This window comes from Bradyrhizobium sp. LA2.1, assembly GCF_040547725.1.
GTDB classification, from domain to species: Bacteria; Pseudomonadota; Alphaproteobacteria; order Rhizobiales; family Xanthobacteraceae; genus Bradyrhizobium; species Bradyrhizobium barranii.
In genome coordinates this window covers 239,405-265,625 of record NZ_JBEPQI010000003.1, presented here as the reverse complement: position 1 = coordinate 265,625, position 26,221 = coordinate 239,405, and the positions used below count along the sequence as shown (strand labels likewise).

General features: G+C 64.8%; 21 protein-coding genes. 2 read left to right on the top strand and 19 right to left on the bottom strand.

Annotated elements, in window-relative coordinates; translation table 11 throughout:
- The first annotated feature begins 33 nt into the window (after positions 1–33).
- Positions 34–471, top strand: a complete 438-nt coding sequence (locus ABIB95_RS06750; protein WP_354238308.1) for a hypothetical protein — start codon at positions 34–36, stop codon at positions 469–471.
- 33 nt (positions 472–504) lie between these two features.
- Here the strand turns inward: ABIB95_RS06750 and ABIB95_RS06745 are convergent, their stop codons facing one another.
- The 13 genes from ABIB95_RS06745 to ABIB95_RS06685 all read right to left on the bottom strand — a co-directional run bounded on the left by ABIB95_RS06745 (position 505) and on the right by ABIB95_RS06685 (position 17,890).
- Positions 505–1,014 (bottom strand): P-loop nucleotide/nucleoside kinase family protein, encoded by a 510-nt coding sequence (locus ABIB95_RS06745; protein WP_354238307.1) that lies wholly within the window; start codon positions 1,012–1,014, stop codon positions 505–507.
- A gap of 148 nt (positions 1,015–1,162) precedes the next feature.
- Positions 1,163–2,386, bottom strand: coding sequence for a hypothetical protein (locus ABIB95_RS06740; protein ID WP_354238306.1), 1,224 nt, complete (start codon positions 2,384–2,386; stop codon positions 1,163–1,165).
- A 557-nt stretch (positions 2,387–2,943) separates the two neighbouring features.
- On the bottom strand, positions 2,944–4,173 hold the full coding sequence (locus tag ABIB95_RS06735) for an acyl-CoA dehydrogenase family protein (protein ID WP_354238305.1): 1,230 nt from the start codon (positions 4,171–4,173) through the stop codon (positions 2,944–2,946).
- Between the two features lie 324 nt (positions 4,174–4,497).
- A complete protein-coding gene (locus tag ABIB95_RS06730) occupies positions 4,498–5,709 on the bottom strand; it encodes an ABC transporter substrate-binding protein (RefSeq protein ID WP_354238304.1) in 1,212 nt (403 codons plus the stop codon).
- A 113-nt stretch (positions 5,710–5,822) separates the two neighbouring features.
- The gene (locus tag ABIB95_RS06725) at positions 5,823–6,047 is read right to left on the bottom strand and encodes a LapA family protein (protein ID WP_014496835.1); all 225 of its coding nucleotides are present in this window, start codon (positions 6,045–6,047) and stop codon (positions 5,823–5,825) included.
- 92 nt (positions 6,048–6,139) lie between these two features.
- Complete coding sequence (locus tag ABIB95_RS06720) at positions 6,140–6,715, bottom strand: HdeD family acid-resistance protein (RefSeq protein WP_014496836.1); 576 nt, start codon at positions 6,713–6,715, stop codon at positions 6,140–6,142.
- Positions 6,716–6,843: 128 nt separating this feature from the next.
- Positions 6,844–8,367, bottom strand: a complete 1,524-nt coding sequence (locus ABIB95_RS06715; RefSeq protein ID WP_354238303.1) for an FAD-dependent oxidoreductase — start codon at positions 8,365–8,367, stop codon at positions 6,844–6,846.
- A gap of 32 nt (positions 8,368–8,399) precedes the next feature.
- Entirely contained in the window at positions 8,400–9,026 is a 627-nt protein-coding gene (gene folE / locus ABIB95_RS06710) for a GTP cyclohydrolase I FolE (RefSeq protein WP_071915711.1), read from the bottom strand.
- A 126-nt stretch (positions 9,027–9,152) separates the two neighbouring features.
- A complete protein-coding gene (locus tag ABIB95_RS06705) occupies positions 9,153–10,043 on the bottom strand; it encodes an alpha/beta fold hydrolase (protein ID WP_354238302.1) in 891 nt (296 codons plus the stop codon).
- 116 nt (positions 10,044–10,159) lie between these two features.
- The gene (locus ABIB95_RS06700) at positions 10,160–10,987 is read right to left on the bottom strand and encodes an HD domain-containing protein (protein ID WP_028146934.1); all 828 of its coding nucleotides are present in this window, start codon (positions 10,985–10,987) and stop codon (positions 10,160–10,162) included.
- Between the two features lie 205 nt (positions 10,988–11,192).
- Complete coding sequence (locus ABIB95_RS06695; protein ID WP_063984655.1) at positions 11,193–12,071, bottom strand: transglutaminase family protein; 879 nt, start codon at positions 12,069–12,071, stop codon at positions 11,193–11,195.
- Entirely contained in the window at positions 12,068–14,593 is a 2,526-nt protein-coding gene (locus ABIB95_RS06690) for a circularly permuted type 2 ATP-grasp protein (RefSeq protein WP_354238301.1), read from the bottom strand. The genes ABIB95_RS06695 and ABIB95_RS06690 overlap by 4 nt, the downstream gene beginning before the upstream one ends.
- Before the next feature lie 27 nt (positions 14,594–14,620).
- On the bottom strand, positions 14,621–17,890 hold the full coding sequence (locus tag ABIB95_RS06685) for a transglutaminase family protein (protein ID WP_354238300.1): 3,270 nt from the start codon (positions 17,888–17,890) through the stop codon (positions 14,621–14,623).
- Between the two features lie 263 nt (positions 17,891–18,153).
- Between ABIB95_RS06685 and ABIB95_RS06680 the strand changes: the two genes are divergently transcribed.
- Positions 18,154–19,080: a lipase family protein gene (locus tag ABIB95_RS06680; protein ID WP_354238299.1), complete on the top strand. Its 927-nt coding sequence runs from the start codon at positions 18,154–18,156 to the stop codon at positions 19,078–19,080.
- Positions 19,081–19,093: 13 nt separating this feature from the next.
- Here the strand turns inward: ABIB95_RS06680 and ABIB95_RS06675 are convergent, their stop codons facing one another.
- The 6 genes from ABIB95_RS06675 to ABIB95_RS06650 form a co-directional block, all read right to left on the bottom strand.
- A complete protein-coding gene (locus tag ABIB95_RS06675) occupies positions 19,094–20,617 on the bottom strand; it encodes a UxaA family hydrolase (RefSeq protein ID WP_071915717.1) in 1,524 nt (507 codons plus the stop codon).
- A gap of 157 nt (positions 20,618–20,774) precedes the next feature.
- Positions 20,775–21,551 (bottom strand): HpcH/HpaI aldolase family protein, encoded by a 777-nt coding sequence (locus ABIB95_RS06670; protein ID WP_354238298.1) that lies wholly within the window; start codon positions 21,549–21,551, stop codon positions 20,775–20,777.
- A gap of 128 nt (positions 21,552–21,679) precedes the next feature.
- Positions 21,680–22,765 (bottom strand): malate/lactate/ureidoglycolate dehydrogenase, encoded by a 1,086-nt coding sequence (locus ABIB95_RS06665; protein WP_354238297.1) that lies wholly within the window; start codon positions 22,763–22,765, stop codon positions 21,680–21,682.
- Positions 22,766–22,780: 15 nt separating this feature from the next.
- A complete protein-coding gene (locus tag ABIB95_RS06660) occupies positions 22,781–23,509 on the bottom strand; it encodes an ABC transporter ATP-binding protein (protein ID WP_063986556.1) in 729 nt (242 codons plus the stop codon).
- Positions 23,509–25,287 (bottom strand): branched-chain amino acid ABC transporter ATP-binding protein/permease, encoded by a 1,779-nt coding sequence (locus ABIB95_RS06655; RefSeq protein ID WP_166098894.1) that lies wholly within the window; start codon positions 25,285–25,287, stop codon positions 23,509–23,511. Before ABIB95_RS06655 ends, ABIB95_RS06660 begins: the two co-directional genes overlap by 1 nt.
- Positions 25,284–26,156 (bottom strand): branched-chain amino acid ABC transporter permease, encoded by an 873-nt coding sequence (locus ABIB95_RS06650; RefSeq protein ID WP_071915720.1) that lies wholly within the window; start codon positions 26,154–26,156, stop codon positions 25,284–25,286. The genes ABIB95_RS06655 and ABIB95_RS06650 overlap by 4 nt, the downstream gene beginning before the upstream one ends.
- Positions 26,157–26,221 lie beyond the last annotated feature (65 nt).

Genomic DNA, 26,221 nt, shown 5'->3' with positions numbered 1-26,221 from the left:
AAATCGCTTTGACTCGTCGGGCAAAACACTGGCATGATGTCATCGTGGCGGCGTCAGGCGTCATGGAAGCCGGGCGCTGGGTTACCTGCGCGGCTTCAATTGCGCACGCTAAAGTCGATCGTCAATTTGGATGGCCCGGAGCCGGCGAAACCCAACATGCGGAAGGCCCAAATTGTCGTTCTGATCATCCTGTTCTCGTGTTTTGCCTACCTAGGGATCACAGGAGAGGGACGAGCCAGGATCATCGCTGTTGTGACCGCAATCGTATTTGCGGCAGTGGCTTACGGCTCCTTCTTGCAGGAGCAAATGTACCGAAAGGCTCTCAGGCCCGGAGCGTCAATTTTCTCCCTGGAGACGATGTTTCGCGCGACGCTCACGCGAGAGTTTCTCTATTCCATTGTGTTGTTTCTAGGATTGCTTGCATTCGTTGGCTTCATCATCGCCATGGATGAGCTGGGTCAGCTTCAGTAGACTTGTGTTTGCGGAAGGAGGCGCCAGAAGCGGCTACCGACGGTCAAGCAGGCCGAGCGCTTCTTCCACGCACTCCTCGAGACTGCGCCGTGCTGTGTCGACCGTAAAATGATCGCGCTCCCACGGAGCGTAGGCTCGGCCGGCGACCGCATTCCAGCCGGGCAACGACAGCCCGGCAATGTCGGTCGATCTCGTCTCAATCCTGCGTCGGTGCTCGTCGGCATCGCTGCACGCCACCTCGATCCAGACGATCTCGGCGCCAGCCTTTCGCGCGGCGATTTGCCAGCCTTCCCGCGCCTCCTCGCAATCATTGACGCAGTCGGCAATCACGTCCAGGCCGAGGGCGAGGTTGTCTGTCGCGACGGCCTGAGCGGCGCGATAGGTCCAGTCCAGCAGATCAGCCGGTGCAGTACCGGATGCCCAGATCGCTTGATCCATCGAATCGATCCGCAGCCAGGCGGCTCCGGTACGCCGCGCCAGAACCCGGGCAATGCTTGACTTGCCGACCCCCGGCAAACCAGCAAGCGTGATGAGTCTCGCCATTGCACACCCGAATTGCGTTGGACCGGCCCCTTAGGGACGTGACGTCGGCCACCACGAATAAGCGGCAAAGCAAACGAAAGCAGCTATTAGCCACTGCAGCCCCGGCAAGCACTGCCACCGACAGCTCACATCGAGCGAGACGGGACTATCATTCCGAACCGGAAGGATCGACCAATATGCGAACGCGGCCGTCGGCATCCTCGACTTCACGATAACGGCTCAACTCCGCCTTGAGGTCGGGATCCGAATTGGCCCAGGCCAGCCAATCGAACGGCATCGAGCTCAGCAGATAGGTATCCACGAGAATCACATTCGGACGACCGGCTCGCAGGTCCGCCAACAGCAGCCGCCGCTCGAAATTGATGATGCCGTCCAGTTTCGCTCGCTCACCCTCAGGCAGTTGCGAGCTCTTCTGTTGGAGCATTGAGCCGGCCGCCAACGCCTGCCCACACGTGTTGCCCGCCCAGGTCGCATTGATCTGGCGGACGAGCGGATGCCCGAGAGCGACATGATCGCCGATCGTGATCAGCCGCGGATGCTTTGCAAGGGCCTGGATACGCCCCTCCAGTGGCGGGAACGGCCGCACCTGAAGGGACAAACGGGAGCCGATGCACACAATCGCAGCAAGGGCGCAGATCATGACAGGCAGGCGCAACGTCTTCGTGCGAGCCTGCAGCAATGGCGCGGCACTCGCAAACATGCAAAGCGCAAATGCCGTGTAGGTCCAGCCCTTACCCTGGATGATGAAACTCGCCGCTCCGCCAACCGCTGCGGCCAGCCACGGCGTTGCGCCGCCTTCCCATTTGAAGTCCTGCGGCGCCAACAGGCGCACGAGGCCGACGGAAGCGACCAGCATAACCGCCGGGAAAAAAAGCAGATCGCCGAAATCCATCCTCAACGGCACATAAGCGGCAGTGACCATCGGCGCAAAGGTCAACAGATAAGCCGGAAAGAAGATGGCGAGCACCGCTCCGTAGCCGATGACGACAGCGGCGGCCGCACACGCTTCGGGGGTGAACAAGGGTCTGATGGAGCGTTGACGGAGGACGCAGAGGATGATCGGCAGGCCGACCACGAGGGTAAGGTAGGGCTTCAGGCTCATGGCCAACCCGGCACCAAGTCCTGCCAGGATCGCAACCGGTCCGGGCGCAAGCCCGCGCCAGCGGATCGCAGCGATGGCGACGAAAGGCGTCATCGCAATGACGGCGATGTGTTCACGCTGTCCGAATACGGCGCTGGGAAAAATTGCGAACAGGAATGCGAGCACGCACGCCGTAATGCTCCTCTCGTCGGCTTCCAGCTTTGCCGCCGCAGCGGCACGATCGATGATGACGAGTGCGGCAACGATCTCGATCATCACCAGGATGATCACGATGATCTCGGGGGCAATGCCGGTGATGCGCGCAAGCTGCAGCGCCGGCATGTACAAATAGACCGACAGCGGCGGATTCAGCTCGAAGACGTCGACGCCGAGCTTTCCGCCATCGAGAACCTTCTCGCCTTCGGTCAGCAGGCAGCTCAAATCCGCGTTGAGAACGACAGGCATTTGAACGAGCAAGGCCATCAGCAGGATCGCCGACACGATGATCCAGCGGTAGCTCATGCTAAACGTGCTTCCTGACATGGCCAGGGGCGTGACCGCCTCTTTTGACGCCGGCAAAGGCCCTCTCCTCGAACGGAAGCGGTCTGTTCTCTCTCACCCGTGCGCGAACCTGCCGCAGCGCGTACTCAGCGCCACTTTCAATCGAGAGTCGTTACTATTGTGCTACAATGATCTGAAACAATGCGGTAACGACCTGAAACAGTGCCGTTTCATGGTTAAATGTCAGGTCGAATGGCGAGACGCCGGGGTTGCGCGCGGCATCCTGCGCGCCGCTATGAGCGTTCATCCCGCATCAAGCTGCACGCGCTCCTGGAGAGGGCCAGGCCCTACCCCATCACGCCGCCGCGCTTGATCAGCTCCTTGCCGACCGCGGCAAGGTGCACCTGGTCGGGGCCGTCGCCGATGCGGATGAAGCGGGCATAGACGTACGCTCGCGCGAGGAAGGTGTCCTGCGAGACGCCGGCGGCGCCGTGGATCTGGATGGCGCGGTCGATGACGCGGGCGGCCATGCTGGGCACCACGATCTTGGCGGCGGCGATCAGGTCGCGCGCGGCCTTGTTGCCTTCGCGGTCCATCTTGTCGGCAGCTTGCAAGGTGAGCAGCCGCGCCTGCGCGATCTCGCAGAAGGAGTTGGCGATGTCCTCGCGCACCGAACCCTGGTCTGCGAGCGGCTTGCCGAAGGCTGTGCGCGACACGGATCGCTGGCACATCAATTCGAGCGCGCGCTGGGCGCAGCCGATCAAGCGCATGCAATGATGGATGCGGCCGGGGCCGAGCCGGCCCTGCGCGATCTCGAAGCCGCGGCCCTCGCCGAGCAGGATGTTCTCGGCCGGTACACGGACATTCTCGTAGACGATTTCGGGATGGCCGACCGGCGCGTCGTCGTAGCCGTAGGTCAGCATGTCGCGGACGATGCGCAAACCGGGCGTCGCCTTCGGCACCAGGATCATGGATTGCTGGCGATGGCGGTCGGGATCGTCGGGCGCGGTCTTGCCCATCACGATCAGGATCTCGCAATCCTCGTTCATCGCGCCTGACGTGAACCATTTGCGACCGTTGATGACGTAGTCGCCGCCGTCACGCTTGATCTCGCACTGGATGTTGGTGGCGTCGCTGGAGGCGACCTGCGGCTCCGTCATCGAGAAGCCGGAGCGGATGCGCCCCTCCAGCAGCGGCTTCAGCCAACGCTCCTGCTGCGCCGGTGTGCCGTAATTTGCCAGCACCTCCATGTTGCCGACATCGGGCGCCGAACAGTTGAAGACTTCGGGCGCCCAGAGGATGCGGCCCATGATCTCCTTCACCGGCGCATATTCGAGATTGGTCAGGCCAGTGTTGTCAGGGTCTTGGCCGTGCTCACCTGACAGGAACAGGTTCCAGAGCCCCTGCTCGCGTGCCAGCCGCTTCAAGTCCTGGAGGACCTGCGGCGTCTTGTAGCGCGTGGCCTCCGGCTTGACCTGCTCGTAATAGAGCTCCTCGACCGGCTCGACATGCGCAAGCATGAACTGGCGAACGCGTTCCTGCAGCTCAAGCGAACGAGCGTAGTGTTGAAAGTCCATGGTGGTCTCCTGTTCGCTGCGCTTAGCTCTTCCCTTCTCCCCTTGTGGGAGAAGGTGGCGCGAAGCGCCGGATGAGAGGTTCTCTCCACTCGCACAAGCAGTCGTGAGGAGAGACACCCCTCACCCGGCTGCGCTTCGCGCATCCACCCTCTCCCACAAGGGGAGAGGGTGCACCGTCTCTGTGGCCGCTTTGCTACCGGTGTCGTAGGGTGGGCAAAGCGAAGCGTGCCCACGTTTCTGTTTCGGTGTTGGATCGGTGGTGGGCACGGCGCAAGTGCGCCTTTGCCCACCCTACGATTCCGAGTTCGCGGAGAGAACGCCGCCTCACGTCCCGCGCAAGAGCTCGCTCGCCACGATCCAGTCGTTGCCGTCGAACTGAAGCATGTAGCCGTCCTTGATGGGGCGGAAATCCTGCGGTGTGGTGTTGAGCGTGATGCCGGGCAACAGAAGTGACAGCGGCACGTTCTTGAGGTTCGCCGCCTGCGCCATGATGTTCTCGCGCGTCAAATTATCCTTGCACTGCTTGAGCAGGACAACCAATGCCTCGGCCACGGTGTAGCCGTAGAGGCCGGCGACGTTGTTGATGTCGGCATTGGGCAGGCGCTTCTTCATGAAGTCGATATAGGCCGTCATCGACGGGTCGTCCTTCGGCTGCTCGACAAACGGCTTGAGCGAGCCGAGCGACAGCACGCCCTTGCCGGCATCGAGGCCCGCAGGGACCATGACGGTCGCCTTGTTGGCGCAGCCGGAGGCGAGGAAGCGCGTCGGTTGCCAGCCGACCTCATGGGCCTTGCGGATCGCCTGCGCGCAGGCGCGCGGCGTCACCGAATAGATCATGAAGACATCGGCCTTGGTGTTGGCCAGCGTCAGCACCTGGGAATCGACGGTGGGATCGGTGACCTCGAAGCTCGAGGCCATCGCGAGCGCCTTGTCGGCGTCGGCACCAAGCGCTTCCTTGACACCGCGAAAATATTCCTTGCCGGCGTCATCGTTCTGATAGAGCACCGCGAAACGCGCGTTCGGGTTCTTGGCGCGGGCGTAAGCGACGTCGATCGCGGCCTCGCTGGTGTAGTTCGGCGCCCAGGGCAGCGCCATCGACCACGGCATGTTGGCGGGATCGTTCCACTTCGAGGCCGAGCTGATCAGGAACAGCTGCGGCACCTTGTTGCTGTTGAGGTATTTTGCGATCGCCGAGCTCGGCGCCGTGCCCATGGTCGCGAAGATGAAGGCGACGCCGTCGCCCTCGACCAAGCGTCGCGCGGCTTCCATGGTCTTCGGCGGCGAGAAGGCGTCGTCGAGCGAGAACAGATTGAGCTTGCGGCCGTTGACGCCGCCCTTCTCGTTCACCTCATCGAAATAGGCGGAGATCACCCTGCCGGTGATGCCCAGCGGCGATGCGGGGCCGCTATAGGGCATGGTGTTGCCGATCTTGATCTCGGTGTCACTGACACCAGGACCGTAGGACTTTTGCGCGGAGACGGGCGTGGACAGGCAGGCGGCAGCCAGCGCTGCGGCCAGGACCAAAGCGGCTCTCATGGTTTCTCCCCGGTGATGATCGTCCACGCGAGGCGACCGCGCGGCGTGCTGCTTTTTGCCAGCACGTCAGATCAGCGGAGTTCCGCAACACGGTCTTGCGTCGAGTTGCTGGTTCATTCGACGTCTCGTTTCGAACCTGCGTATGAACGCCGCAGCAGGGCGAACAGGCTGCCGCCGGTCGCGGCTCCAACGAGATAGACAACGAGGGTTTGGAGCGCGAGCGGCAGACTGAGATTCATCTTGAAGAAGGAGATCGTGACCGTGTCGAGATTCTGCACGGCGAAGACGATGGTCGCTGCGGCGAAAAACACGATCACGGCGAGATGAAACCAGCGCATGACAATCCCTCAGCGTCGCCCGACGCGCGATGAAATCTGGATGAACCGTCATCGCGCTCTTGGGCGACCACGGTCCTTCTCCGGATCAAGCCTTAATGGCGCCGCCGCAGGCTAAAGCCCAGACTGACCCAGCCGGCGCCGGCCATGATCAGGTCGATGCCGAGGAACAGGCCGAGGATATAGACGCTGTTGACCGGCCAGCGCGCCAGGATCAAGAGCCCGAGCAGCAGGGTGATGACCGCAGACAGTGCCACCCACACCCACGGGCTTTCCCTTTTCATGCTGAAGGCGAGAAACAGCCTGACGGCGCCCGAGGCCAGCAGCGACGCGCCGAGGAACAAGGTGAGCAGCACCGCGGCGAACAACGGGTTCTCGAAGGTCAGGAAGCCCGCGACGATATAGAGCACGCCGAGCAAGGCCCAGATCAGGAACTTGCCCCAGCTCTTCATCTGGAACGCGCCGATCACCTCGGTGACCCCGGCGATGATCATCATCACACCAACCACGAGCACGCTCGCCACCGTCGCCATCATCATGCTGCCGAGCGCGATGAAGCCGGTGATGAGATAGACGACGCCGAGGGCGACGATCCAGCCCCACTTGGCGTGCAGCGCAGCAATGCCGGACCCAAGACCCAAGTTTGGAGACGTATCCGAAGCACTTGTCATGACGGCTACTCCTGCATGCGAAGTCCCAAGGCACATCTCAGGATAGCACGAGCCGCGCCGGGACAACAGCCAGTAGAGCAGCCCCCGCGGGAGCCCCGTTGACTTAAGTCAAGGGCGGACGGGGCGCCTCACGCGCGCGAGCGCTCCATGTCGAGCTCGGCCTTGAGACTATCGAGATCCCGATAGATTGAAGCGACCGCCAGCACGCGCCCGCCCTTGCGATACTTCAGCAGGCAGTCCCTGCCGTCGATCGTGCCGTCGATCGCGATGTCGTCGAAGCTCTCGGCATGGCCGACATAGTTGATCGGAACGTCGTAGTGCTGCGACCAGAAGAACGGCACGGCGTCGAAGCGTTCGCGCCTGCCGAGCATGTTGCGCGCCGCGGCCTGGCCCTGCCGCTCCGCCACCACCCAGTGCTCGACGCGGATGTTCTGGCCCGAATGCGGATCGGGCCAGCGCGCGATGTCGCCGGCCGCGAAGATGCCTGATGCGCTGGTCTCGAGATACTCGTTCACGCTGACGCCGCGGTCGATGGCGAGCCCCGCCTGCTCGGCGAGCGCAAGGCGCGGCCTGACACCGATCCCGACCACGACCAGATCGGCCTCGATCACGCTGCCGCCCTTCAGCGTTGCGCGTTTGCCGTCGAGCTTTTCCACGGTGTCCTCGAGGTGAAAGTGGACGCCGTTCTCTTCATGCAGCGCGCGGACGAAATCGCCCATCTCGGGGCCGAGCACACGTTGCATCGGCCGCTCCTCAGGCGCAACCACATGCACCTCCAGCTTGCGCGCCCGCAAGGAGGCCGCGACTTCGAGGCCAATGAAGCTGGCGCCGATCACCAGCGCGCGCTTCGCGCTGCCCGCCGCCTTGATGATGGCGCGGCTGTCGGCGACGGTGCGCAAGGTGTGCACGTGCGGCTGGTCCGCGCCCGGAATCTGCAATTTGACCGGCTCGGCGCCGGTCGCGAGCAGCAGCCGGTCGAACCGCAGCTTGTCGCCATTGCCGAGCGTGATGATGCGCGCCTTCGGATCGATCGCTGCAACGTTGATGTTGAGCCTCAGATCGATGCCTGCGTCCTGATAATAGTCCTTGCCCCGCAGCGGCAGCCAATCCTCGGGTGCACTGCCGGTGAGGTAATCCTTGGAGAGGTTCGGCCGGTCGACCGGCATCGCGCCGTCATCGCTGAGCGTGGTGATGGCGCCGGCAAAGCCCTCGCGCCGAAGCGTCTCGGCGGCCGCAAAGCCGGCCGCACCGCCGCCGACGATGACGAATTTTTCCGGCGTCGGCGCGCTTCGATGTGACGCTGCAGGCTGCGGCATCTCGCGCTTGCGCTGAACCAAGATGCTGTCCTGGTCGCGCGTGACCTCCCAGACCGCCAGCGCGTTCAGCGCCGGCGGGCGGGTGGCCTCGCCGGTGCGCAAGGAGAAGCAGGCGTGATGCCAGGGGCAGCGGATCGTGTCGCCGACGACCAGCCCTTCGGCGAGCGGGCCGTGGTAGTGGCTGCAGGACGGCTCGATCGCGAAGATTTCGCTGCCGGCTTGCACCAGTAAGACGTCTTCCTCGCCGACATGGCCGAGCAGCTTGCCGTCCTCGAACGCGGTCAGCAACACGCCCCTGGTGAGGTCCGGCCCGCTCGGCGTCTTGTGCTCGGTCATGGTGTCGTCTCCTTCAGCTCGGCCCGCGCGGATCACGCGTCCGAATTGGCCAGCCCCAACAGCTCCTGACGTGTCAGCGCGTTGTCACGGAACACGCCCAGCATGCGGCTGGTGACGAGATCGGTTCCAGGCTTGTGCGCGCCACGCGTGGTCATGCAGTGATGCGTCGCCTTGATGATGACGCCGACGCCTTCGGGCTTCAACACATCGTTGATCGTATTGGCGATCTGCGCGGTCATCTTCTCCTGGATCTGGAGGCGTTTCGCGTAGATGTCCACCACACGCGCGAGCTTGCTGATGCCGACGACGCGGCCCTGCGGGATATAGGCGACCCAGGCGCGGCCGACGATCGGCGCCATGTGGTGCTCGCAATGGCTTTCGAAGCGAACGCCGCGCAGGACGATCATCTCGTCATAGCCTTCGATCTCCTCAAAGGTCTTTTGCAGGATTTCGGTCGGATCCTGCGCATAGCCGGAAAAATACTCTGCGAAGGCGCGCGCAACCCGGTCCGGCGTGTCGTGCAGACCGTCGCGCGCGGGATCGTCGCCCGCCCAGCGGATCATGGTCCGGACCGCCTGCTCGACCTCGGCCCTGCCAGGCCGTTCGCCCGGCAGCTGCGCAACCGCGACGCCCTCCAACCTGCGCGCATGTGAATTCATCAATAGCCTCCCTGCAATGAGCCGCGCACATCTGGCGGTCCCTCAGCTTGGACGGCTGCAATCGGAAAAGGTTCCCGAAGTCGCGAAAAATCGGGCGACCGGGCGGCAGGGCGGGAAAGCCGGGCTTTACGAAGCTGCTTTCCGCACGTCGAGCACGGCGCGCGCCCATTCGGCAGGCCGCTCCTGCGGCAGGTTGTGGCCGGCTCCAGCGAAGACACGCCGTTCGAACACGCCTTCGAATTTGGGCGCGTGATGGGCGGTGCCGGGATTGACACCGTCGCTGTCGCCGTCGACCGCGATCGTCGGGACACGGATCGGCGGCTGCGCGGCGAGCTTGGCCTCGATCGCGGCATAGGCGGGATCGCCTTCGACCAGCCCATAGCGATGACGGTAGGAGTGGATCACGACATCGACGAAATCAGGGTTGTCGAACGCCATCGCACTCGTTTCGAACGTGGCGTCGTCGAAGCCCCATTTCGGCGACCACATCGCCCAGAGCTGGCGCGCAAAGCCGCGCCGGTTGCGCTCCAGCGCGCGGCGGCCGCGCTCGTTGTGGAAGAGATATTGATACCAGAGCGCCGCCTCCTCCGGTGGCGAAGCCGGCTCCATCGCGCGCGCGATGTTCTGGATGTTGTAGGAATTGCCGGAGACGAGAGCGATCACGCGTTCGGGATGCAGCACCGAGACCACGCAGGCCGCGCGCCCGCCCCAATCGTAACCGCCGACCACCGCGCGCCCGATGTGAAGCGCATCCATGAAGGCCAGCAGATCGGCGCCGAGCGCCGCCTGCTCGCCGGAGCGCAGCGTCGCGGCGGACCGGAAACGCGTCGGCCCGTAGCCGCGCAGCCACGGCACAAGCACCCGCGCGCCCGCTTCCGCGATCAGAGGCGCGGCCTCGGCATAGGCGTTCACATCATAGGGAAAGCCGTGGCCCATGATGCAGGGCCAGCCATCCGGCGCGCCATATTCGAGATAGGCGATATCGAGGATATCCGTGGTGATGATTTGTTGCTGCATGATTTTCTCACGGAGTTGAGACTTCGTAGCCCGGATGGAGCGCAGCGTAATCCGGGGACGCCAGCATCCGCGAACCCCGGATTTCGCTGCGCTCCATCCGGGCTACAAGGGCGCCCCTATTTCTGCGGGCCTGACAGCGAGATCTCGCGTTCGGCGCGGAACACGTTGCTGTAGAGGTTGGCGATCCACTGCCGGCCGATCTCGGTCTTGTTGAGATAGCCGATCTCGGTCTGGATGTGCGGTGCGACGCTGTTCCAGTAGAATTGTGGATAGCGGTTCACGATGTCGGCCGGGGAGTCGTAGCCGAGCTGGCGGTTGATTCCGACCTCTTCGAATTCGTAATAGAGCGCGTTGGCCTTGCGCAGATAGTTGGGATCGCCGAGCTGGCCGATGAAGTCGGCGGCGCGCAGGATCGAGGCTTCGTCGTCATACTCCTGGCCTTCACGGGCCGGGAAGCGGGTGCCCTCGATGGCACGGGCGACGCGCTCACTGTCGATACCGCGGATCGGTGGCAGCCGCCGCCGCACGAAAAGCATCGAACGATCAACGTGATACATCATCAGACTGGCATCCGACGCGCCGCGCGGCAGCGACACCTTGGTGCCGGCCTCGTCGACCACGAAACCGTCTTCGTCGTCCTCCGGAAACAGCCCGCGAACATAGCCGATGTCGTGCGCAAGGCAGGCAATCAGGATATGGATGTAGTCCTCGGCATCGAGGTGCGTGTGCAGATTGCGGCCAAGCATGATCGCCTGGGCCGCCAGCGTCACCAGCATCGTATGCTCGATATTGTGATAGAGCGCGTCGCTGTTGCCGATGCATTCCATCGCAGTGCGCGTCGAGGCCTCCACCACCCTGGCATAGGAATCGTCGTACCTGCGACGCATGAACGAGCCCAGCAACTTCTCCAGGGATTCAGCCGCCAGTCTCGGTAACGTCATCATGGATGCAGCCCCGCTTGTCGGTGGTGTCCCACGCCAGCTCCCGACGTCTCATTCGTGTCCTCAACGCAACGGCCAGCATAGCCCATCTTGGGCCAAGTGACCAAACGCCGGGACGAATTTACGGAAATATGTTGCTGTTGTGCCCTGCGACATCACGGTTGCGGTCGGGCCGCGACACAGCCTGGCCGAGCCGGCGAGACCGCTTTTATTCCACCAGCAGCACGTCCACGGCGACGCCGAGCTTCTGCTTCGGCGAGCCGACGATGATGCCGTCGACCGGCGAGACGTCGGAAAAGTCGCGCCCGACCGCGAGCACGATGTGATCGTTGGCGACCAGCAAATCATTGGTCGGATCGAAATCGACCCAGCCAAGCTCCGCGCCGCACCACAGCGACACCCAGGCATGGGTGGCATCGGCGCCCTGCAAGCGCGGCTGGCCCGGCGGCGGAATGGTACGGAGATAGCCGCTGACATAGGCTGCCGGAAGGCCGAGCCCGCGCAGCCCTGCGATCATCACATGGGCAAAGTCCTGACAAACGCCGTGGCGCTTGTCGAAGACCTCGCCAAGCGGCGTCGAGATCACCGTGGCCTTCGGATCGTAGCGGAATTCGGTGCGGATGCGATGCATGAGATCGGTCGCACCGGCGAGGATCCCTGCGCCGGGCGCAAAGCTCGTGGCCGCATAGGCGCTGACGGGGTGCAGCACCGGCACCAGCGGGCTCGCAAAGACATAGCCGACCGGCGAGGACGGCCCGAGGCTCGTTGCTTCAAACGCGATGTCGCGGATGCTCTCCCAGGGTGGGCTGACGGCATCGCGCGCCGGCGATTTGCGCGAGACGGACACGCGCGAGCGCGAGTCGATGCGCAAGTTTCGGTGCGCGGTTTCGATCACGACGCTCTCGGTGAGCGTGCCGAAGAAGTCGCGGCGGACGTGGCGCTCGGACGGGCGCGGCCGGATCTCGACCCTGTGCGAGATCAGCTCCTGACCGTCGCCGCTCTTCGGCTCCAGCCGCAGCGTGCAGCGAGCGAAGCTGACCGCACTCTCGTATTCGTAAGTCGTGACGTGACGGATGTCGTAGATCACGCCAGCCCCGTCAGCTTTTCCGGCCGGCTGGCATTGGGGCCGTGCGGGAAGTAGTGCAGCCCGATCGCCTCGGCGAGGCCGAGCAGGTCCTGTTCCAGCGAGAACAGGGTCTTGACCTCGAGCTTCTCGGCTTCCGCGGTGGCCAGCATCGCCTGCGCCGCCACCGCGAGCCGCTGCGGCTGCTCGATCAGGCCGTGCTCCTTCAGGCTCGGGAGCGAAGCGATGTGCTCGTTCAGCGTCGTCACCTGGAACGCGACCGAACGCGGATTGTAGCTGTCGAGCACCGCGAGATCGCGCACCGGCGCCAGGATCGGCGCCAGCAGATAGCGCGAGCGGTAGGTGATCTGGGAATCCACCAGCGTCAGCAGGATATCGAGATCCTCGTCGCAGGCCTCGTCATAGGCGAACTGGCGCGCGAAGCGCGTGGTGTTGATGGCGCGCTCGGTGCGGCGGCCGATATCGAGGAAGCGCCAGCCGGCGGCGCGGTTCATGTTCTCCTGCGCCAGTCCCGCAAGGCTCGCAAGCTCCTGCAAGGTCAGCTCGGCCGCGCTCAGCACATCGTCGTCGTCCTCGACCTCGTAGGCCAGCCGATCGGCCATCTCGGTGATGACCTGCCAGGCGTCGGGCGACAGCCGCTCGCGCAGGGATGTCGCCGTGCGCTGCGCCGCGCGCACCAGCGACAGCGCCGAGCCGAACCGCTCCGGGCTCTGCAGCGCTTCGGCGACGATGCGCCCCGGCGCAGTGCGCGAGGCCTGCGAGATCGCGCCCCACGCCACCAGCAGGCGCTGGATGCGGTCGGCCGATTGCAGCGAGGCCGCGGTGCCCTTGTTGGGCCCGCTCGGCGAGCCCAACGCGCGCACCAACCGCAGCGTTGCCTCCGCGCGTTCGAGATAGCGGCCGAGCCAGAACAGATTGTCCGCGGCGCGGCTCGGCAGCACGCCGGCGATGCGGCGGATCCGCACCTTGTCGGTCGCGGGCAGCAGCGTCGCGATCGAGACCTTCTTGTCCGAGACCACCCAGACGTCGGCGGCGCGCGCGCCGTCGCCCATCGACACCGCGCGCGCGTCCGCCTGCTCGGCGATCCGGCAGAAGCCGCCGGGCATGATGGCCCAGCCGTCGGCCGTCGCGGCCGCGAACACGCGCAGCACGAAGGGACGCGGCGTGAGCTGGCCCTGCTCCCACACCGGCATGGTCGAAAGCCGCACCATCTCCTGGCCGACATAGTCCATGCCGCGCGTGCTGATGGCGTCGATAAGACGCTGGCGCCCGGCGGCGTCGAGCTCACTCGCGAGCACCGGGCCATTGCTGTCGAAGCCGGGAACGCCGCGGCGGTAGGCGCCCTCGATCGCGACCTCGTCGAGCCGTGACAACACCTCGTCGCGCGCGTTGCGCTGGCCGCACCACCAGGTCGCGATATGCGGCATCTTGAGCTCTTGCCCGAGCAGGCGGCGGCTCAGGGCCGGCAGGAAGCCGAGCAGCGCGCGCGCCTCCAGCACGCCCGAGCCCGGCATGTTGGCGACGACGACGCCGTCCTTGCGCAGCACGTCGATCAGGCCGGCCACGCCGAGATGCGAGGACGCATCGAGCTCGAGCGGATCGAGCGAGTTGGAATCGACCCGGCGCAGCAGCACGTCGAGCCGCTTCAGGCCGGCGACGGTGCGGATGTGGATACGGTTGTCGCTGACGGCGAGATCGTCGCCCTCGACCAGCAGGAAGCCGAGATAGCGCGCCAGGGTTGCGTGCTCGAAATAGGTCTCGCTGAAGCTGCCCGGCGTGAGCACGCCGATGCGCGGCTCGTCGCGATCGGCGCGCGCGCGCAAGCTGTCGCGAAACGCCTCGAAGAACGGCGCGACGCGCGGCACGTTCATCGACTTGTAGAGATCGGAGAAGGCGCGCGAGAGCACCAGGCGGTTCTCCAGCGCATAGCCCGCGCCTGAGGGCGCCTGCGTGCGGTCGCCGAGCACCCACCAGCGCCCGTCGGGTCCGCGGCCGACATCGGCGGCATAGAGCGAGAGATAGCGCCCGCCCGGCGGCGGCACGCCGCAGACGGGACGGAGATATTCGGGGCTGCCGGCGATCGCGGCGGCCGGCAGCGCGCCTTCCGCGACCAGCCGCCCCTCGCCATAGATGTCGCGCAGCACGAGCTCGAGCAGCTCGGCGCGCTGGGTGATGCCAGCGGACAGCTGCTTCCAGTCGGCCTCGTCGATCAGCAGCGGCAGATGGCTGATCGACCATGGCCGGTCGGCACTGTCGCCGGGCGCACGGTAGGTGACGCCGGCCTCGCGCAAATGGCGGTCGGCCATGCCGAACCGCCGTTCGATCTCGTCCGGCGCGAGCGCGCCGAAGGCGTCGAAGAAGCGGCTCCAGACCGCGCGGGGGGCGCCGTCGGGCCCCAGGAACTCGTCGGGGATGCCGGGCAGACGACTATAGTCGCGGACCCATTGCGCGAGGCGGCGCTGGCCTTCGCGCTGACCTTGCGCCTTACCCGTCTTGTCGTCCTGTTCGGCTGCGCCCTCGCCCATGCGCCTCTCCCTGCCCCACCATCATTCTCATTGCAGGAGCGGGGTCCGCAAGTCGAGGGTCAGCGGAAACTCATTTGTGCGTTCCTCGGGCGGGGGCTGCATCGGACCCGGCGTATGGCCGTGGTCCTGGAAGCGCGCCAGCCGCCGCGCCTCGGCCTCGTAGGTGTTGACGGGCTTGGTGTCGTAGCTGCGGCCGCCGGGATGGGCGACGTGATAGACGCAGCCGCCCAGCGAGCGCCCGTTCCAGGTGTCGATCAGGTCGAAGGTCAGGGGCGCGTGAACGGGGATGGTCGGGTGCAGGCCGGAGGCCGGCTGCCAGGCCTTGAAGCGGACGCCGGCCACGGCTTCGCTCGAGCGACCGGTCGAGGTCATCGGCAGGCGGCGGCCGTTGCAGGTCACGATGTGGCGGCCCTCGACAAACCCCTCAGCTTTCACTTGAAGCCGTTCGACCGAACTGTCGACATAACGCACCGTGCCGCCGGCCGAGCCCTCCTCGCCGAGCACATGCCAGGGCTCCAGCGCCTGACGCAATTCCAGCGTCACGCCGCCATGATGGACGCGGCCGAAGGCGGGGAAACGGAATTCGAGCTGGGCCAGATACCATTCTGGCTCAAAGGGATAGCCGGACTGCTTCAACTCAGAAAGCACGTCAAGAAAATCCTGCCAGATGAAGTGAGGCAGCATGAAGCGATCATGCAGCGCAGTGCCCCAGCGCACGAACTTGCCTTGTTGCGGCTCGCGCCAGAATTTTGCGATCAGCGCGCGGATCAGCAACTGCTGCGCCAGCGACATGCGCGGATCGGGCGGCATTTCGAGCGCGCGGAATTCGACGAGGCCGAGCCGGCCTGTGGAGCCATCCGGCGAATAGAGCTTGTCGATGCAGATCTCGGCGCGATGGGTGTTGCCGGTGATGTCGACGAGCAGATGCCGGAACAGCCGGTCCACCAGCCACAGCGGCGTCTGGTAGCCCGGCGGCGGCACATGCGAGAGCGCGATCTCGAGCTCGTAGATGCTGTCGTGGCGCGCTTCGTCGATGCGCGGCGCCTGGCTGGTCGGGCCGATGAACAGGCCGGAGAAGAAATAGGACAGTGACGGATGCCGCTGCCAGTACAGCACGAGGCTCTTCAAGAGATCAGGCCGGCGCAGGAACGGCGAGTCCTGCGGGCTGGAGCCGCCGACCACGACGTGGTTGCCGCCACCGGTGCCAGTGTGGCGGCCGTCGACCAGGAAGCGGTTGGCGCCGAGGCGTGTCTTGCCGGCGTCCTCATAGAGCCCGACGGTGATGTCGACCGCCTCGCGCCAGCTCTTTGCCGGCTGGATGTTGACCTCGATGACACCAGGGTCGGGCGTCACCTTGATGACCTCGACGCGCGGATCGAACGGCGGCGGATAGCCCTCGACATGGACCTGGAGCTGCATCTCCTCGGCGGTGGCTTCGAGCGCCGCGACCAGCTCGAGATAATCCTCGATGCGCTCGACCGGCGGCATGAAGGCGCAGAGCACGCCGTCGCGAACTTCGACCGACATCGCGGTGCGGACCGGGACCGACGTGTTGAGATGCTCGGGCGCGACCTGCGGCGGCGATTCCGGGCGCGCGGCGAGCGTGAACACCGGCAGCTTGCCCCGCGGCTCCAACGGATCCTGCTCGACGATGTAAGGATATTGGTTGGGCGGGATGTAGCCGAGCGAGCCGATCGGCAGGCGCAAGCCCAGCGGTGAATCGCCCGGCATCAGGAACAGATGATTGCGCCGGAGTTGCCAGCGCTCGCTGCGCCAGCGCGGCGGCGCGTTCCAGCGTTGCACCGGCAGCACGAAGCCACGCGGCGTGTTGAGGCCCTCGTCGAACACGCGCGCCATCCGCGCGCGGGCTTCGGGATCGGATAATTTGGAGTCGGACGGATCGACGTTGAGGGGAAGCTCGGCTTCCTTCTGGAGCCAGTACGCGGTGTCCTCATAGGCTGGGATGACGTAGCCGGGATCAAGTCCGAGCCGCGCCGCCGCGCCCTCCACGAATTCCTGGGCGTCCATGACCTCGGCGCGCCGCGGATTCTCGATCCTGGCGATCAGATCGGCATTCTTCCAGATCGGTACGCCGTCCTTGCGCCAGTACAGGCCAAAGGCCCAGCGCGGCAGGCTTTCACCGGGATACCATTTGCCCTCGCCGAAGTGCAGCAGGCCACCCGGCCCGAAGCGCGTGTGCAAGCGGCGGATCAGATCGTCGGCGAGCGCGCGCTTGGTCGGGCCGACGGCCTCGGTGTTCCATTCCGCCGCTTCCAGATCGTCGACGGAGACGAAGGTCGGCTCGCCGCCCATGGTCAGCCGGACATCCTGCGCGGCGAGATCGCCGTCGACCTGCTCGCCGAGGTCATTGAGCCGCGTCCAGGATTCGTCGGAGAACGGCTTTGTAATGCGCGGCGCCTCGCGGATGCGCTTCACGCTCATGTCGAACTCGAACTCGACCTCGGCAAAGCCGGCGCCGCCGGAGATCGGCGCCGCCGAACGATAATGCGGCGTGGCCGCAACCGGGATGTGCCCCTCGCCCGCGAGCATACCCGAGGTCGCGTCGAAGCCGATCCAGCCCGCGCCGGGCAAATAGACTTCGGCCCAGGCATGCAGGTCGGTAAAATCGTTCTCGACCTCTGGCGGTCCCTCGATCGGATCGATGTCGGGGCGTATCTGAATGAGATAACCGGAGACGAAACGGGCCGCGAGACCGAGATGACGGAAGGTCTGGATCAGGAGCCAGGCGGAGTCGCGGCACGATCCGGCACCGGAGGAGAGCGTCTCCTCCGGCGTCTGCACGCCGGGCTCCATGCGGATGATGTAACGGACGTGCTTCTGAAGCTCACGATTGAGATCGACCAGGAAGTTGACGGTGTTCGGGGCTTCGTGCGGGATCGTGTCGAGAAATTTCGCGAACAGGCGATCGGGCTTGATGGTCTCGAGATAAGGCGCGAGCTCGGTCTTCAGATCCTTCGAATATTCGAACGGAAAACTGTCGGCATAGGGCTCGACGAAGAAGTCGAACGGGTTGACCACGGTCATCTGCGCCGTGAAATCGACCTCGAATTTCAGCTCGGTCGTCTTCTCCGGAAAGACGTAGCGCGCCAGCCAATTGCCTTGCGGGTCCTGCTGCCAGTTCACGAAATGATTGGCCGGAGTGACCTTGAGCGAATAGCTCAGAACCGGCGTGCGCGTATGCGGCGCCGGCCGCAGCCGGATGGTCTGCGGGCCAAGATCGATCGGGCGGTCGTATTTGTAGTGCGTGACGTGGTGTAGTGCGACGTAGATCGACACGGGGTGCGGTGCTCCAGCAGCTTTTTTGAGCAGAACACCGGTTCCGGGTGGGATCAAGCACTAACAACGGGCACGGGTTGCCTACGCCGCGGGCTGATCTGCGAGTTACACTTGCCGAAGTGATCTACCTATGATCGAATGAACCATTGCCTGCACAAGCCGCGCCCGACGCGCCGCTTTGCGCATGATGGACTCTCCCGTTCGTAATGGTTGCCGCGCAACGTATCGACGCGTGGCGCGGCCTGAAAGAGGAGATGTGTCCGATGAGCTTTCTGGTCAGATTCCCGCGGGCTTCCTATCGCGCCGACGCGCTCGATGGTTTCACGGTCACTCCAGGTTTCACACCGGGAAACGCGCAAGCCATGATGTGGTTGTCGCAGCTCGCCTACGAGACCGACGACCGCGACAAGGTAGACAATATCCTGACGGCATTGGGGCTAGAGATGCGCGGCTTCGGCGCCGACACTCCCGCTACAGGTTTGGTGCCGCCAAAAGCCCGCTTCATTGTCGCCGTCGGACGCGGCGCGACTTTCGTCACACTCTCCGGCACCGATCCGCTCAGTATCAAGGATTGGATCACCGACTTCACCCTCGCACCAAGTCAAAATGTTCTTCACAAGGGATTTGCCGAAGCCGTCGATGCAGTCCGATCAGACATCGAAGTCGCGATCAGGAGTGGCGGCGCCGGACAGCCGCTCTTCTTTACTGGACACAGCATGGGCGGCGCCTTGGCAAATATCTCAGCACTGCGGGCGTTGGATGCTGGCCTACGGGCAACCGCCATTTACACGTTTGGCGGGCCGCGAACCGGCGGTCAGGATTTCTTTGAAGCCTACGAGCCTCTCAGCGAAAGCACGTTCCGGCTCGTCAACGGTAACGACATCGTCCCGGCCGTTCCACCCAGCCTGCGAGGCAACTTCCGCCACGTCGGCCGAATGCTGCATTGCGCGTCTGGCTCGACCTTCGCAGGTCAGGTGCCGGCGTCGAAAGAGGGAAACGACCCCAGCTTCAACCTAGTCGGGCTTGGTACCCTTCTTACCGGAGGCAATTTCCACCTGAAGATCCCAAGCATCGCGGAGCTCAGCGACATCGATCCGCGGACGCTCGACCAATCCGACGTACTGCCCAGCTTCGTGCGCGACCATGTTCCGGCAAGCTACTTCCGGGCGTTGTCGGTCACCATTCCGTAACTGCCGCGTAGCCTCACATCGTCGCCCCTAGCACCCAGGGCGCGAATTCGGCACCGCCGAAATCGAAGCTTTCGCTCTTGGTCGGCTGTCCGGACGCCGTCTTCAGGATGAGCTCGAAGATGCGCTGGCCGCATTGCTCGACGCTCTCCTCGCCTTCGAGGATGGTGCCGCAATTGACGTCCATGTCCTCTTCCATGCGCTTGTACATGGGCGTGTTGGTGGCGAGCTTGATCGAGGGCGCCGGCTTGCAGCCGAACACGCTGCCGCGGCCGGTGGTGAAGCAGACCAGATTGGCACCGCCGGCGACCTGGCCGGTCGCAGCGACCGGATCGTAGCCGGGCGTGTCCATGAAGATGAAACCCTTCTTGGTGATGGGCTCGGCATAGCGCAGCACGTCGACGAGATTGGTGGTGCCGGCCTTGGCCATCGCGCCGAGCGATTTCTCCAAAATGGTGGTGAGGCCGCCGGCCTTGTTGCCAGGGCTCGGATTGGCGTTCATCTCGGCGCCTTCGCGCTCGGTATACGCGTCCCACCAGCGCATGAGATCGACCAGCTTCTCGCCGACCTCGCGGCTGACGGCGCGGCGCGTGAGCAGGTGCTCGGCGCCGTAGGTCTCGGGCGTCTCCGACAGGATCACGGTGCCGCCGTGACGGACGATGAGATCGCTGGCAGCCCCAAGCGCCGGATTGGCGGATACGCCGGAATAGCCGTCCGAGCCGCCGCATTGCAGGGCCACGGTGAGTTCGCTGACGGGCACGGATTCGCGCTTGACCTTGTTGGAGTCCGCGAGAGCTTCACGCACGAAGGCAATACCCGCTTCGACCGTCTTGCGGGTGCCGCCGACCTCCTGGATGTCCATCGCGCGAAGGCGGCCGGCGAGCTTCTGCTCCTCCATCAGGCCGCCGATCTGGTTCACCTCGCAGCCCAGCCCAAGCACGATGACGTGGGAGAAGTTGACGTGACGCGCATAGCCGCCGAGTGTGCGGCGGAGCAGCGCCAAGGGCTCGTTCTGCGTCATGCCGCAGCCGGTCTTGTGGGTCAGCGCGACCACGCCATCGACATTGGGAAAGTCGGCGAGAGGATTGTCGCCGGTGAACGGATTCTTCTTGAAGACGTCTGCGACGAGGCTTGCGACATGCGCGCTGCAATTCACCGAGGTGAGGATGCCGATATAGTTGCGCGTGGCGACGCGGCCGTCCGGGCGGCGGATGCCCTCGAAGGTCGCCGGCAAGTCGAAGTTCGGCGTCGGCTTGACGTCGGCGCAATAGGCATAGTCCTTGGAAAAATCGCCCATGCCGCAGTTCTGCGTATGCACGTGCTGGCCCGGCGCGATCGGCACCGTCGCAAAGCCGATGATCTGGCCGTAGCGCCTGACCGGCTCGCCCACTGCGATCGGCTTGATCGCGACCTTGTGGCCGGAGGGAATGCGCTCGACCGTGGTCACGCCGTCGGCAACCAATGTTCCCGGCGGCAGGCTCGCGCGCGCGATCAGCACGCCATCATCGGGATGGAGGCGAATGACGGGGCTGATGGTCATGGCAGGTCTCCTGTATCAAAACTATCGTGCCCCGGACGCAGCGCAGCGTGAAACGGTGCGCTGCGTCCGGGGCCCCATGTGTCGTTTCTTTCGCAAGCAACTGGGTCCCGGCTCTGCGAAGCGGCGCTAGACGCCGCATCGCGTCCGGGACACGAGATCAGGCCTTCCCGGCCGAATCCTTGCGGGTCGCGTTGACCTGCATCTTGGCGTAGGTCGTCATCAGGCCGACTTCGTTGGACAACGTCACCAGCTTGAAGCCCATGTTGATCGCACGCGCCGCGCCCTCCGCGCCGCTGCAATGGATGCCCGGGTTGAGACCGCGCTTGGCGCATTCCTTGATGATCTTGTCGTAGATCGCGAGGATCTCGGGCTCGCTGCGGTCGAGCTTCGGCTCGAGGCCGTAGGAGAAGCCGAGATCGGACGGGCCGATATAGACGCCGTCGATGCCCTCGACGTCGAGGATCGCTTCCATGTTCTCGACCGCGGTCCTGGTCTCCATCATCGGCAGCAGGATGGTGTCGGCATTCGCGGTCTTCTGGTAGGAGCCCGCGGTGCCGTACATGCCGGCGCGGATCGGGCCGTTGGAGCGGACGCCATGCGGCGGATACTTGGAATACGAGACGAGGTTCTTGGCTTCCTGCGCCGTGTTCACCATCGGGCAGATCACGCCGTAGGCGCCGCCATCGAGCACCTTGCCGATGATGCCGGGCTCGTTCCAGGGCACGCGGACCATCGGGGTCACGGGATGCTTGTCCATCGCCTGGAAGCACTGCACCATCGAGAGATAGTCCTGCACGCCGTGCTGCATGTCGACGGTGACGCTGTCGAAGCCGCATTGCGCGATCATCTCGGCCGAGAAGCCGGAGGGAATCGCGAGCCACGCGTTGACCACGGCCTTGCCCGACTTCCAGATTTCCTTGACCTTGTTCGCCACGTTGCCTTCCTTCTTTTGTTGCTTGGACCGTTGTTTGGACCTTCGTCACCATGACGAGCGCCGCGACAGCACGGCTCTGCTGTTACCGCGAACCGGGGCTCCGCGCTACGCTCGCAATGACGCAAGACCTATGCGGTCGCCCGCTGGATGCTGACTTCGCTGACGCCGACCTCGCGGGCGGTGTTCACTATTGCCGCCCAGGTGTCATCCGGCAAGGGGATGCCGTTCTTGGTGCGCTCAGCCCGGGTTTTCCGCTCGGGATCGCCGGGAATCAGCACCTGATCGACTCCCGCCATCGGCTTGGTGGCGCGGATGAAGTCGGTATAGCGCGATACCTCTGCGTCGAACACATGGGAGGTATCGACGACCTTCGGATCGATATAGAACGCCAGCATGCCGTTGGCGAAGCGCTGCCCGCCCGAGGTGGCCCCGGTTCCGGTCAGCGCGCCGCCGAGCAGCTCGCACATGAAGGCCAGACCCGAGCCTTTGTGGTCGCCGAAGGCGCGGATCGCGCCGGTGCCCTTGGTGTGATCGCGCGGCCCTTCCGGCGTGAAGGGCCCGTAGAGCACGGTCGGGTCCTCGCTCAGGGTCCCGTCGGCATCGACCAGCGCGCCCTTCGGCAGCTTCTTGCCGCCGCGGCTTGCGACCAGCACCTTGCCTTCGGCGACGACGGAGGTCGCGAAATCCAGCACGATCGGGTCCTGGCCCTCGCGGGGGATGCCGACGCAGTAAGGCGCGGTGGAGAGCCGCTTCTCGACGCCGCCGAACGGCGCCACCAGCAGCGAGCCGGCGGCATTGACGAAATGCACGGAGACCAACCCTTCGGCGGCGGCCATCTCGGCCCAGTCGCCGACGCGGCCGATATGGCCGGCATTGCGCAACGCAACAGCGGCAAGGCCCGCCTTCTTGCACTTCTCGATGCCGATCCTGACCGCTTGCGGCGTCACGGTCTGGCCGTAGCCGAACTTGCCGTCGACCACCGCGAGCGAGGGCGTGTCGACAACCACCTCTGCGGTCTGGTTCGGGACCACGAAGCCGGTCTTCAGCCAGCGGATGTAGACGGGCACGCGGATCACGCCGTGGCTGTCATGGCCAGTGAGATTGGCCGTGGTGAGATAGGTCGCGATCCGCTTCGCCTCCTCCGGCGAGGAGTCTGCGTGACCAAACACCTCGCCGACGAAGTCGATGAGGTTCTGGACCTGGATCGTGACCATCAAGAAACTCCCCGGTTAAGCATTCACCTTGGCATGGCCGCCGAGATAGGCGGCGCGGATCGCTTCGTTGCCCCAGAGCGCGTCGGGCTTGCCGCCGAGCACGATGCGGCCGGTTTCGAGCACATAGCCGTAATCGGCCACCGACAGGCCCATGCGCGCATTCTGCTCGACGAGCAGCACCGTCGTGTTACGCCGGATCTCCGAGATGATCTTGAACACGGCCTGCACGATGACAGGCGCAAGACCAAGCGAGGGCTCGTCGAGCAACAACAGCCGCGGCTTGGCCATCAAGCCGCGCGCCACCGCCACCATCTGCAACTGGCCGCCGGACAGCGTCCAGCCGAGCGCGTTGGTGAACTTCCGGATGTCGGGGAACAGGTCGAACATCGCGTCCGCCTCCCGCGAGATCTCCGAGGTCGGCGCCCGGCGATTGGACGCGCCGAGCATGATGTTCTCTTTCACGGTGAGACCCGGGAAGACCCTACGACCTTCCGGTACGTGCGAGATGCCCATGCGGACGATCGCTTCCGGACCAAGACCTGCGATCGACTTGCCGTCGAACAGGATGTCGCCGGAGGTCGGCTTGGCGAGGCCGGAGATGGCGCGCAAGGTCGTGGACTTGCCGGCGCCGTTGGCCCCGAGCAGCGTCACCACCTGCCCCTGCTCCACCGCGCAGGTCACCCCGCGCAGCGCTTCGATCTCGCCGTAGCGCACCACCAGATTGCGGATTTCGAGCAACGGCATCATTCGCTCCCGAGATAGGCGGAGACGACGTCGGGATGACGCAGCACGGCCAGGGATTCGCCGTCGGCGATACGGCGTCCGAAGTTGAGCACGGTGATGTGCTGGGCCGCTTCCGAGACCAGCGTCATGTCGTGATCGATGATCAGGATGGTCAGGCCCTGCGCCGCGATGCGCTTGAGCAGCTCGTGCAGCTCCAGCTTCTCGGTCGAGTTGAGGCCGGCCGCGGGCTCGTCGAGCAGCAGCAGCGTCGGGTTCGAGGCCAGCGCACGGGCAATCTCGATCAGCCGCTGATGGCCGTAGGAGAAGCTCGAGATCAGCTCGTTGGCGCGGCTGCCGAGCCCGACGAAGGTCAAAGCCTCCATCGCCCGCTCGGTCAGGGCGTCGTCGCCCTTCCCGACCATGGTGTTGCCGGGCCGCTCGGCGCCGATCTCGACATTCTCCAGCGCCGTCATCGAACGGAACAGGCGAATGTTCTGGAACGTGCGGCCGAGACCAGACGCCGTGCGCTGATGCGGCGGCATGTGGGTGATGTCGGTGCCGTCGAGCACGATCCTGCCGGCTGTCGCTTCATAGAGACCCGAGAGCACGTTGAGCGTCGTGGTCTTGCCCGAGCCGTTCGGACCGATCAGCGCATGCACGCCGCCGCGCTTCACGGCGATGTCGACGCCGTCGACGGCCTTGAGGCCACCGAAATGCTTCGACAGGCCGGTGACTTCCAGCACCGTGTCGCCGCCGATCGTCGCCGGCTTCAATTGCAGGGCAGCCGCTGCCGGCGGCGCCTTGATCTTGGCGCGCCAGCGCGTGAAGGCGTCCGCGACAAAGCCCCAGATGCCGTCGGGCATGAAGCGGATGATCAGGATCACGAACAGGCCGTAGATCGCGAGATACAGGCCCGGCACGCTCTTGAGGAAGCGCAGCCATTCCGGGATCAGGATCAAGAGACCCGTGCCGATGGCAGAGCCGATCGGCGAGGCCACGCCGCCGAGCAGCGACATGGTCAGGAACACGATCGATTCCGCAAAGGAGAACTGATCGGGGCTGACATAGGCGAAGCCGCCGGCAAACAATCCGCCCGCGAGCCCGCCGAGCAGCGCACAGAGCGCGAAGGCGTAGATCTTGGTGCGGAAGACGTCGATGCCGTTGACGCCGGCCGCAAGCTCGTTGTCGCGCACCGCGCGCATGGCGCGGCCGAGCTTGGTGTCGGAGAGATGCCAGACCAGGTAGCCGACGATCGCCAGCATCGCCACGCAGAAGGCGAGATAGCTCTGCGACGACTGGAACAGCTCGGGACGCTTGATGTTGGGGACGCCGTCGGGACCGCGCGTGAGCCAGATCGCGTTGATCATCACCAGCGTGACGATCTGCTGGAACGAGATCGTCACCATCGCAAGATAATGACCGCCGAGCCGCAGCGTGGACATGCCGAGGAACGCGCCCGCGAGCAGCGAGATCACGCAGCCGCCGACGAGACACAGCCAGAAGCTGAGCTGCAGATCCGTCGTGCCCATGCCGACCGCATAGGCGCCGAGCCCGAAGAACGCCGCCTGCGCCAGATTGATCTGGCCGCACAGGCCGAGCACGACCGAGAGGCCGAACACCGCGATCGAGAACGTGGTGGCCTGCAGCAGGATGTTATGGACGTATCCGTCGAAGCGCATGTTGGCCGCGAGCGCGACCAGGATCGCCGCGCCGATGAAGTACGGCAGGTGCCGGATCACGAGCGGTTTCGAACGGATGGCGGGCGCCGGAATCGGCATGTTGTCGCTGGGTGCGCTCATGCCTTTTCCGCCACGCGTTCGCCGAAGATGCCTTGCGGCCGGAAGATCAGGAAGGCGACCAGCACCAGGAAGGCGAAGCCGTCCTTGTAGGGCACCGAGATATAGGCCGCACCAAAGGTCTCGATCACGCCGAGCGCGAGACCGCCGATGATGGCGCCGGCAACGTCGCCGAAGCCGCCGATGATGGTGGCCGCGAACGCCTTCAGCGCGATCGTCGAGCCCATCTGGATCGAGACGAACAGCACGGGCGCGACGAGGATGCCGGCAAGGCCGCCAAGCACCGCCGAATAGATGAAGGTGATCATGATCATGGTGGAGACGGAAATGCCGAGCAGCGAGGCCATTTCCTTGTCCTGCGAGGTCGCCTGCAGCTTCTTGCCGAGCAGCGTCTTCTCGAAGAACCAGAAATTGAAGATCACGAGACAGATGGTGACGCCGATGATCAGCAGATACTGGCTGTCGAGATAGACCGGGCCGACCTGAATGCCGGGCGTCTCGAACCAGCCTTCCAGCACCTGCGGCTGCGGGCCGTAGATCGCGAGCACGGAATTGGCGAGCAGGATCGAGGCGCCGATGGTGGCGATGATCACAGGCAGATAGGTGCGGTGACGCAGCGGATAATAGACGCCGAGATTGAAGATGACACCGAGCAGCGCCATGCCGAGCAGCGCGACGATGAAGGCCGCCCAATAGGGCAGACCGGCTTCGACCGCGACGACCATCAGATAGGCCGCAACCATGGAGAATTCGCCCTGGGCGAAATTCACCACATTGGTGGCACGGAAGATCAGCACGAAGCCGAGCGCGACGAGCGCGTAGACGGCGCCGATACCGATGCCGGTAAAAAGGAGTTGTAGGGCGAGATCCATGACAAGCGTTCTGTTGGAGGTCGGATGCGTTCGCCGAAAGACGGTTCGACCTCCCCGATCGAAAT

Bases quoted from the DNA above. Each gene is read 5' to 3' on its own strand.
- ABIB95_RS06750 (WP_354238308.1), top strand. From the start codon at position 34: ATGATGTCATCGTGGCGGCGTCAGGCGTCATGGAAGCCGGGCGCTGGG.
- ABIB95_RS06745 (WP_354238307.1), bottom strand. From the start codon at position 1,014: ATGGCGAGACTCATCACGCTTGCTGGTTTGCCGGGGGTCGGCAAGTCA.
- ABIB95_RS06735 (WP_354238305.1), bottom strand. From the start codon at position 4,173: ATGGACTTTCAACACTACGCTCGTTCGCTTGAGCTGCAGGAACGCGTT.
- ABIB95_RS06730 (WP_354238304.1), bottom strand. From the start codon at position 5,709: ATGAGAGCCGCTTTGGTCCTGGCCGCAGCGCTGGCTGCCGCCTGCCTG.
- ABIB95_RS06725 (WP_014496835.1), bottom strand. From the start codon at position 6,047: ATGCGCTGGTTTCATCTCGCCGTGATCGTGTTTTTCGCCGCAGCGACC.
- ABIB95_RS06720 (WP_014496836.1), bottom strand. From the start codon at position 6,715: ATGACAAGTGCTTCGGATACGTCTCCAAACTTGGGTCTTGGGTCCGGC.
- ABIB95_RS06715 (WP_354238303.1), bottom strand. From the start codon at position 8,367: ATGACCGAGCACAAGACGCCGAGCGGGCCGGACCTCACCAGGGGCGTG.
- folE (WP_071915711.1), bottom strand. From the start codon at position 9,026: ATGAATTCACATGCGCGCAGGTTGGAGGGCGTCGCGGTTGCGCAGCTG.
- ABIB95_RS06705 (WP_354238302.1), bottom strand. From the start codon at position 10,043: ATGCAGCAACAAATCATCACCACGGATATCCTCGATATCGCCTATCTC.
- ABIB95_RS06700 (WP_028146934.1), bottom strand. From the start codon at position 10,987: ATGATGACGTTACCGAGACTGGCGGCTGAATCCCTGGAGAAGTTGCTG.
- ABIB95_RS06690 (WP_354238301.1), bottom strand. From the start codon at position 14,593: ATGGGCGAGGGCGCAGCCGAACAGGACGACAAGACGGGTAAGGCGCAA.
- ABIB95_RS06680 (WP_354238299.1), top strand. From the start codon at position 18,154: ATGAGCTTTCTGGTCAGATTCCCGCGGGCTTCCTATCGCGCCGACGCG.
- ABIB95_RS06675 (WP_071915717.1), bottom strand. From the start codon at position 20,617: ATGACCATCAGCCCCGTCATTCGCCTCCATCCCGATGATGGCGTGCTG.
- ABIB95_RS06665 (WP_354238297.1), bottom strand. From the start codon at position 22,765: ATGGTCACGATCCAGGTCCAGAACCTCATCGACTTCGTCGGCGAGGTG.
- ABIB95_RS06660 (WP_063986556.1), bottom strand. From the start codon at position 23,509: ATGCCGTTGCTCGAAATCCGCAATCTGGTGGTGCGCTACGGCGAGATC.
- ABIB95_RS06655 (WP_166098894.1), bottom strand. From the start codon at position 25,287: ATGAGCGCACCCAGCGACAACATGCCGATTCCGGCGCCCGCCATCCGT.
- ABIB95_RS06650 (WP_071915720.1), bottom strand. From the start codon at position 26,156: ATGGATCTCGCCCTACAACTCCTTTTTACCGGCATCGGTATCGGCGCC.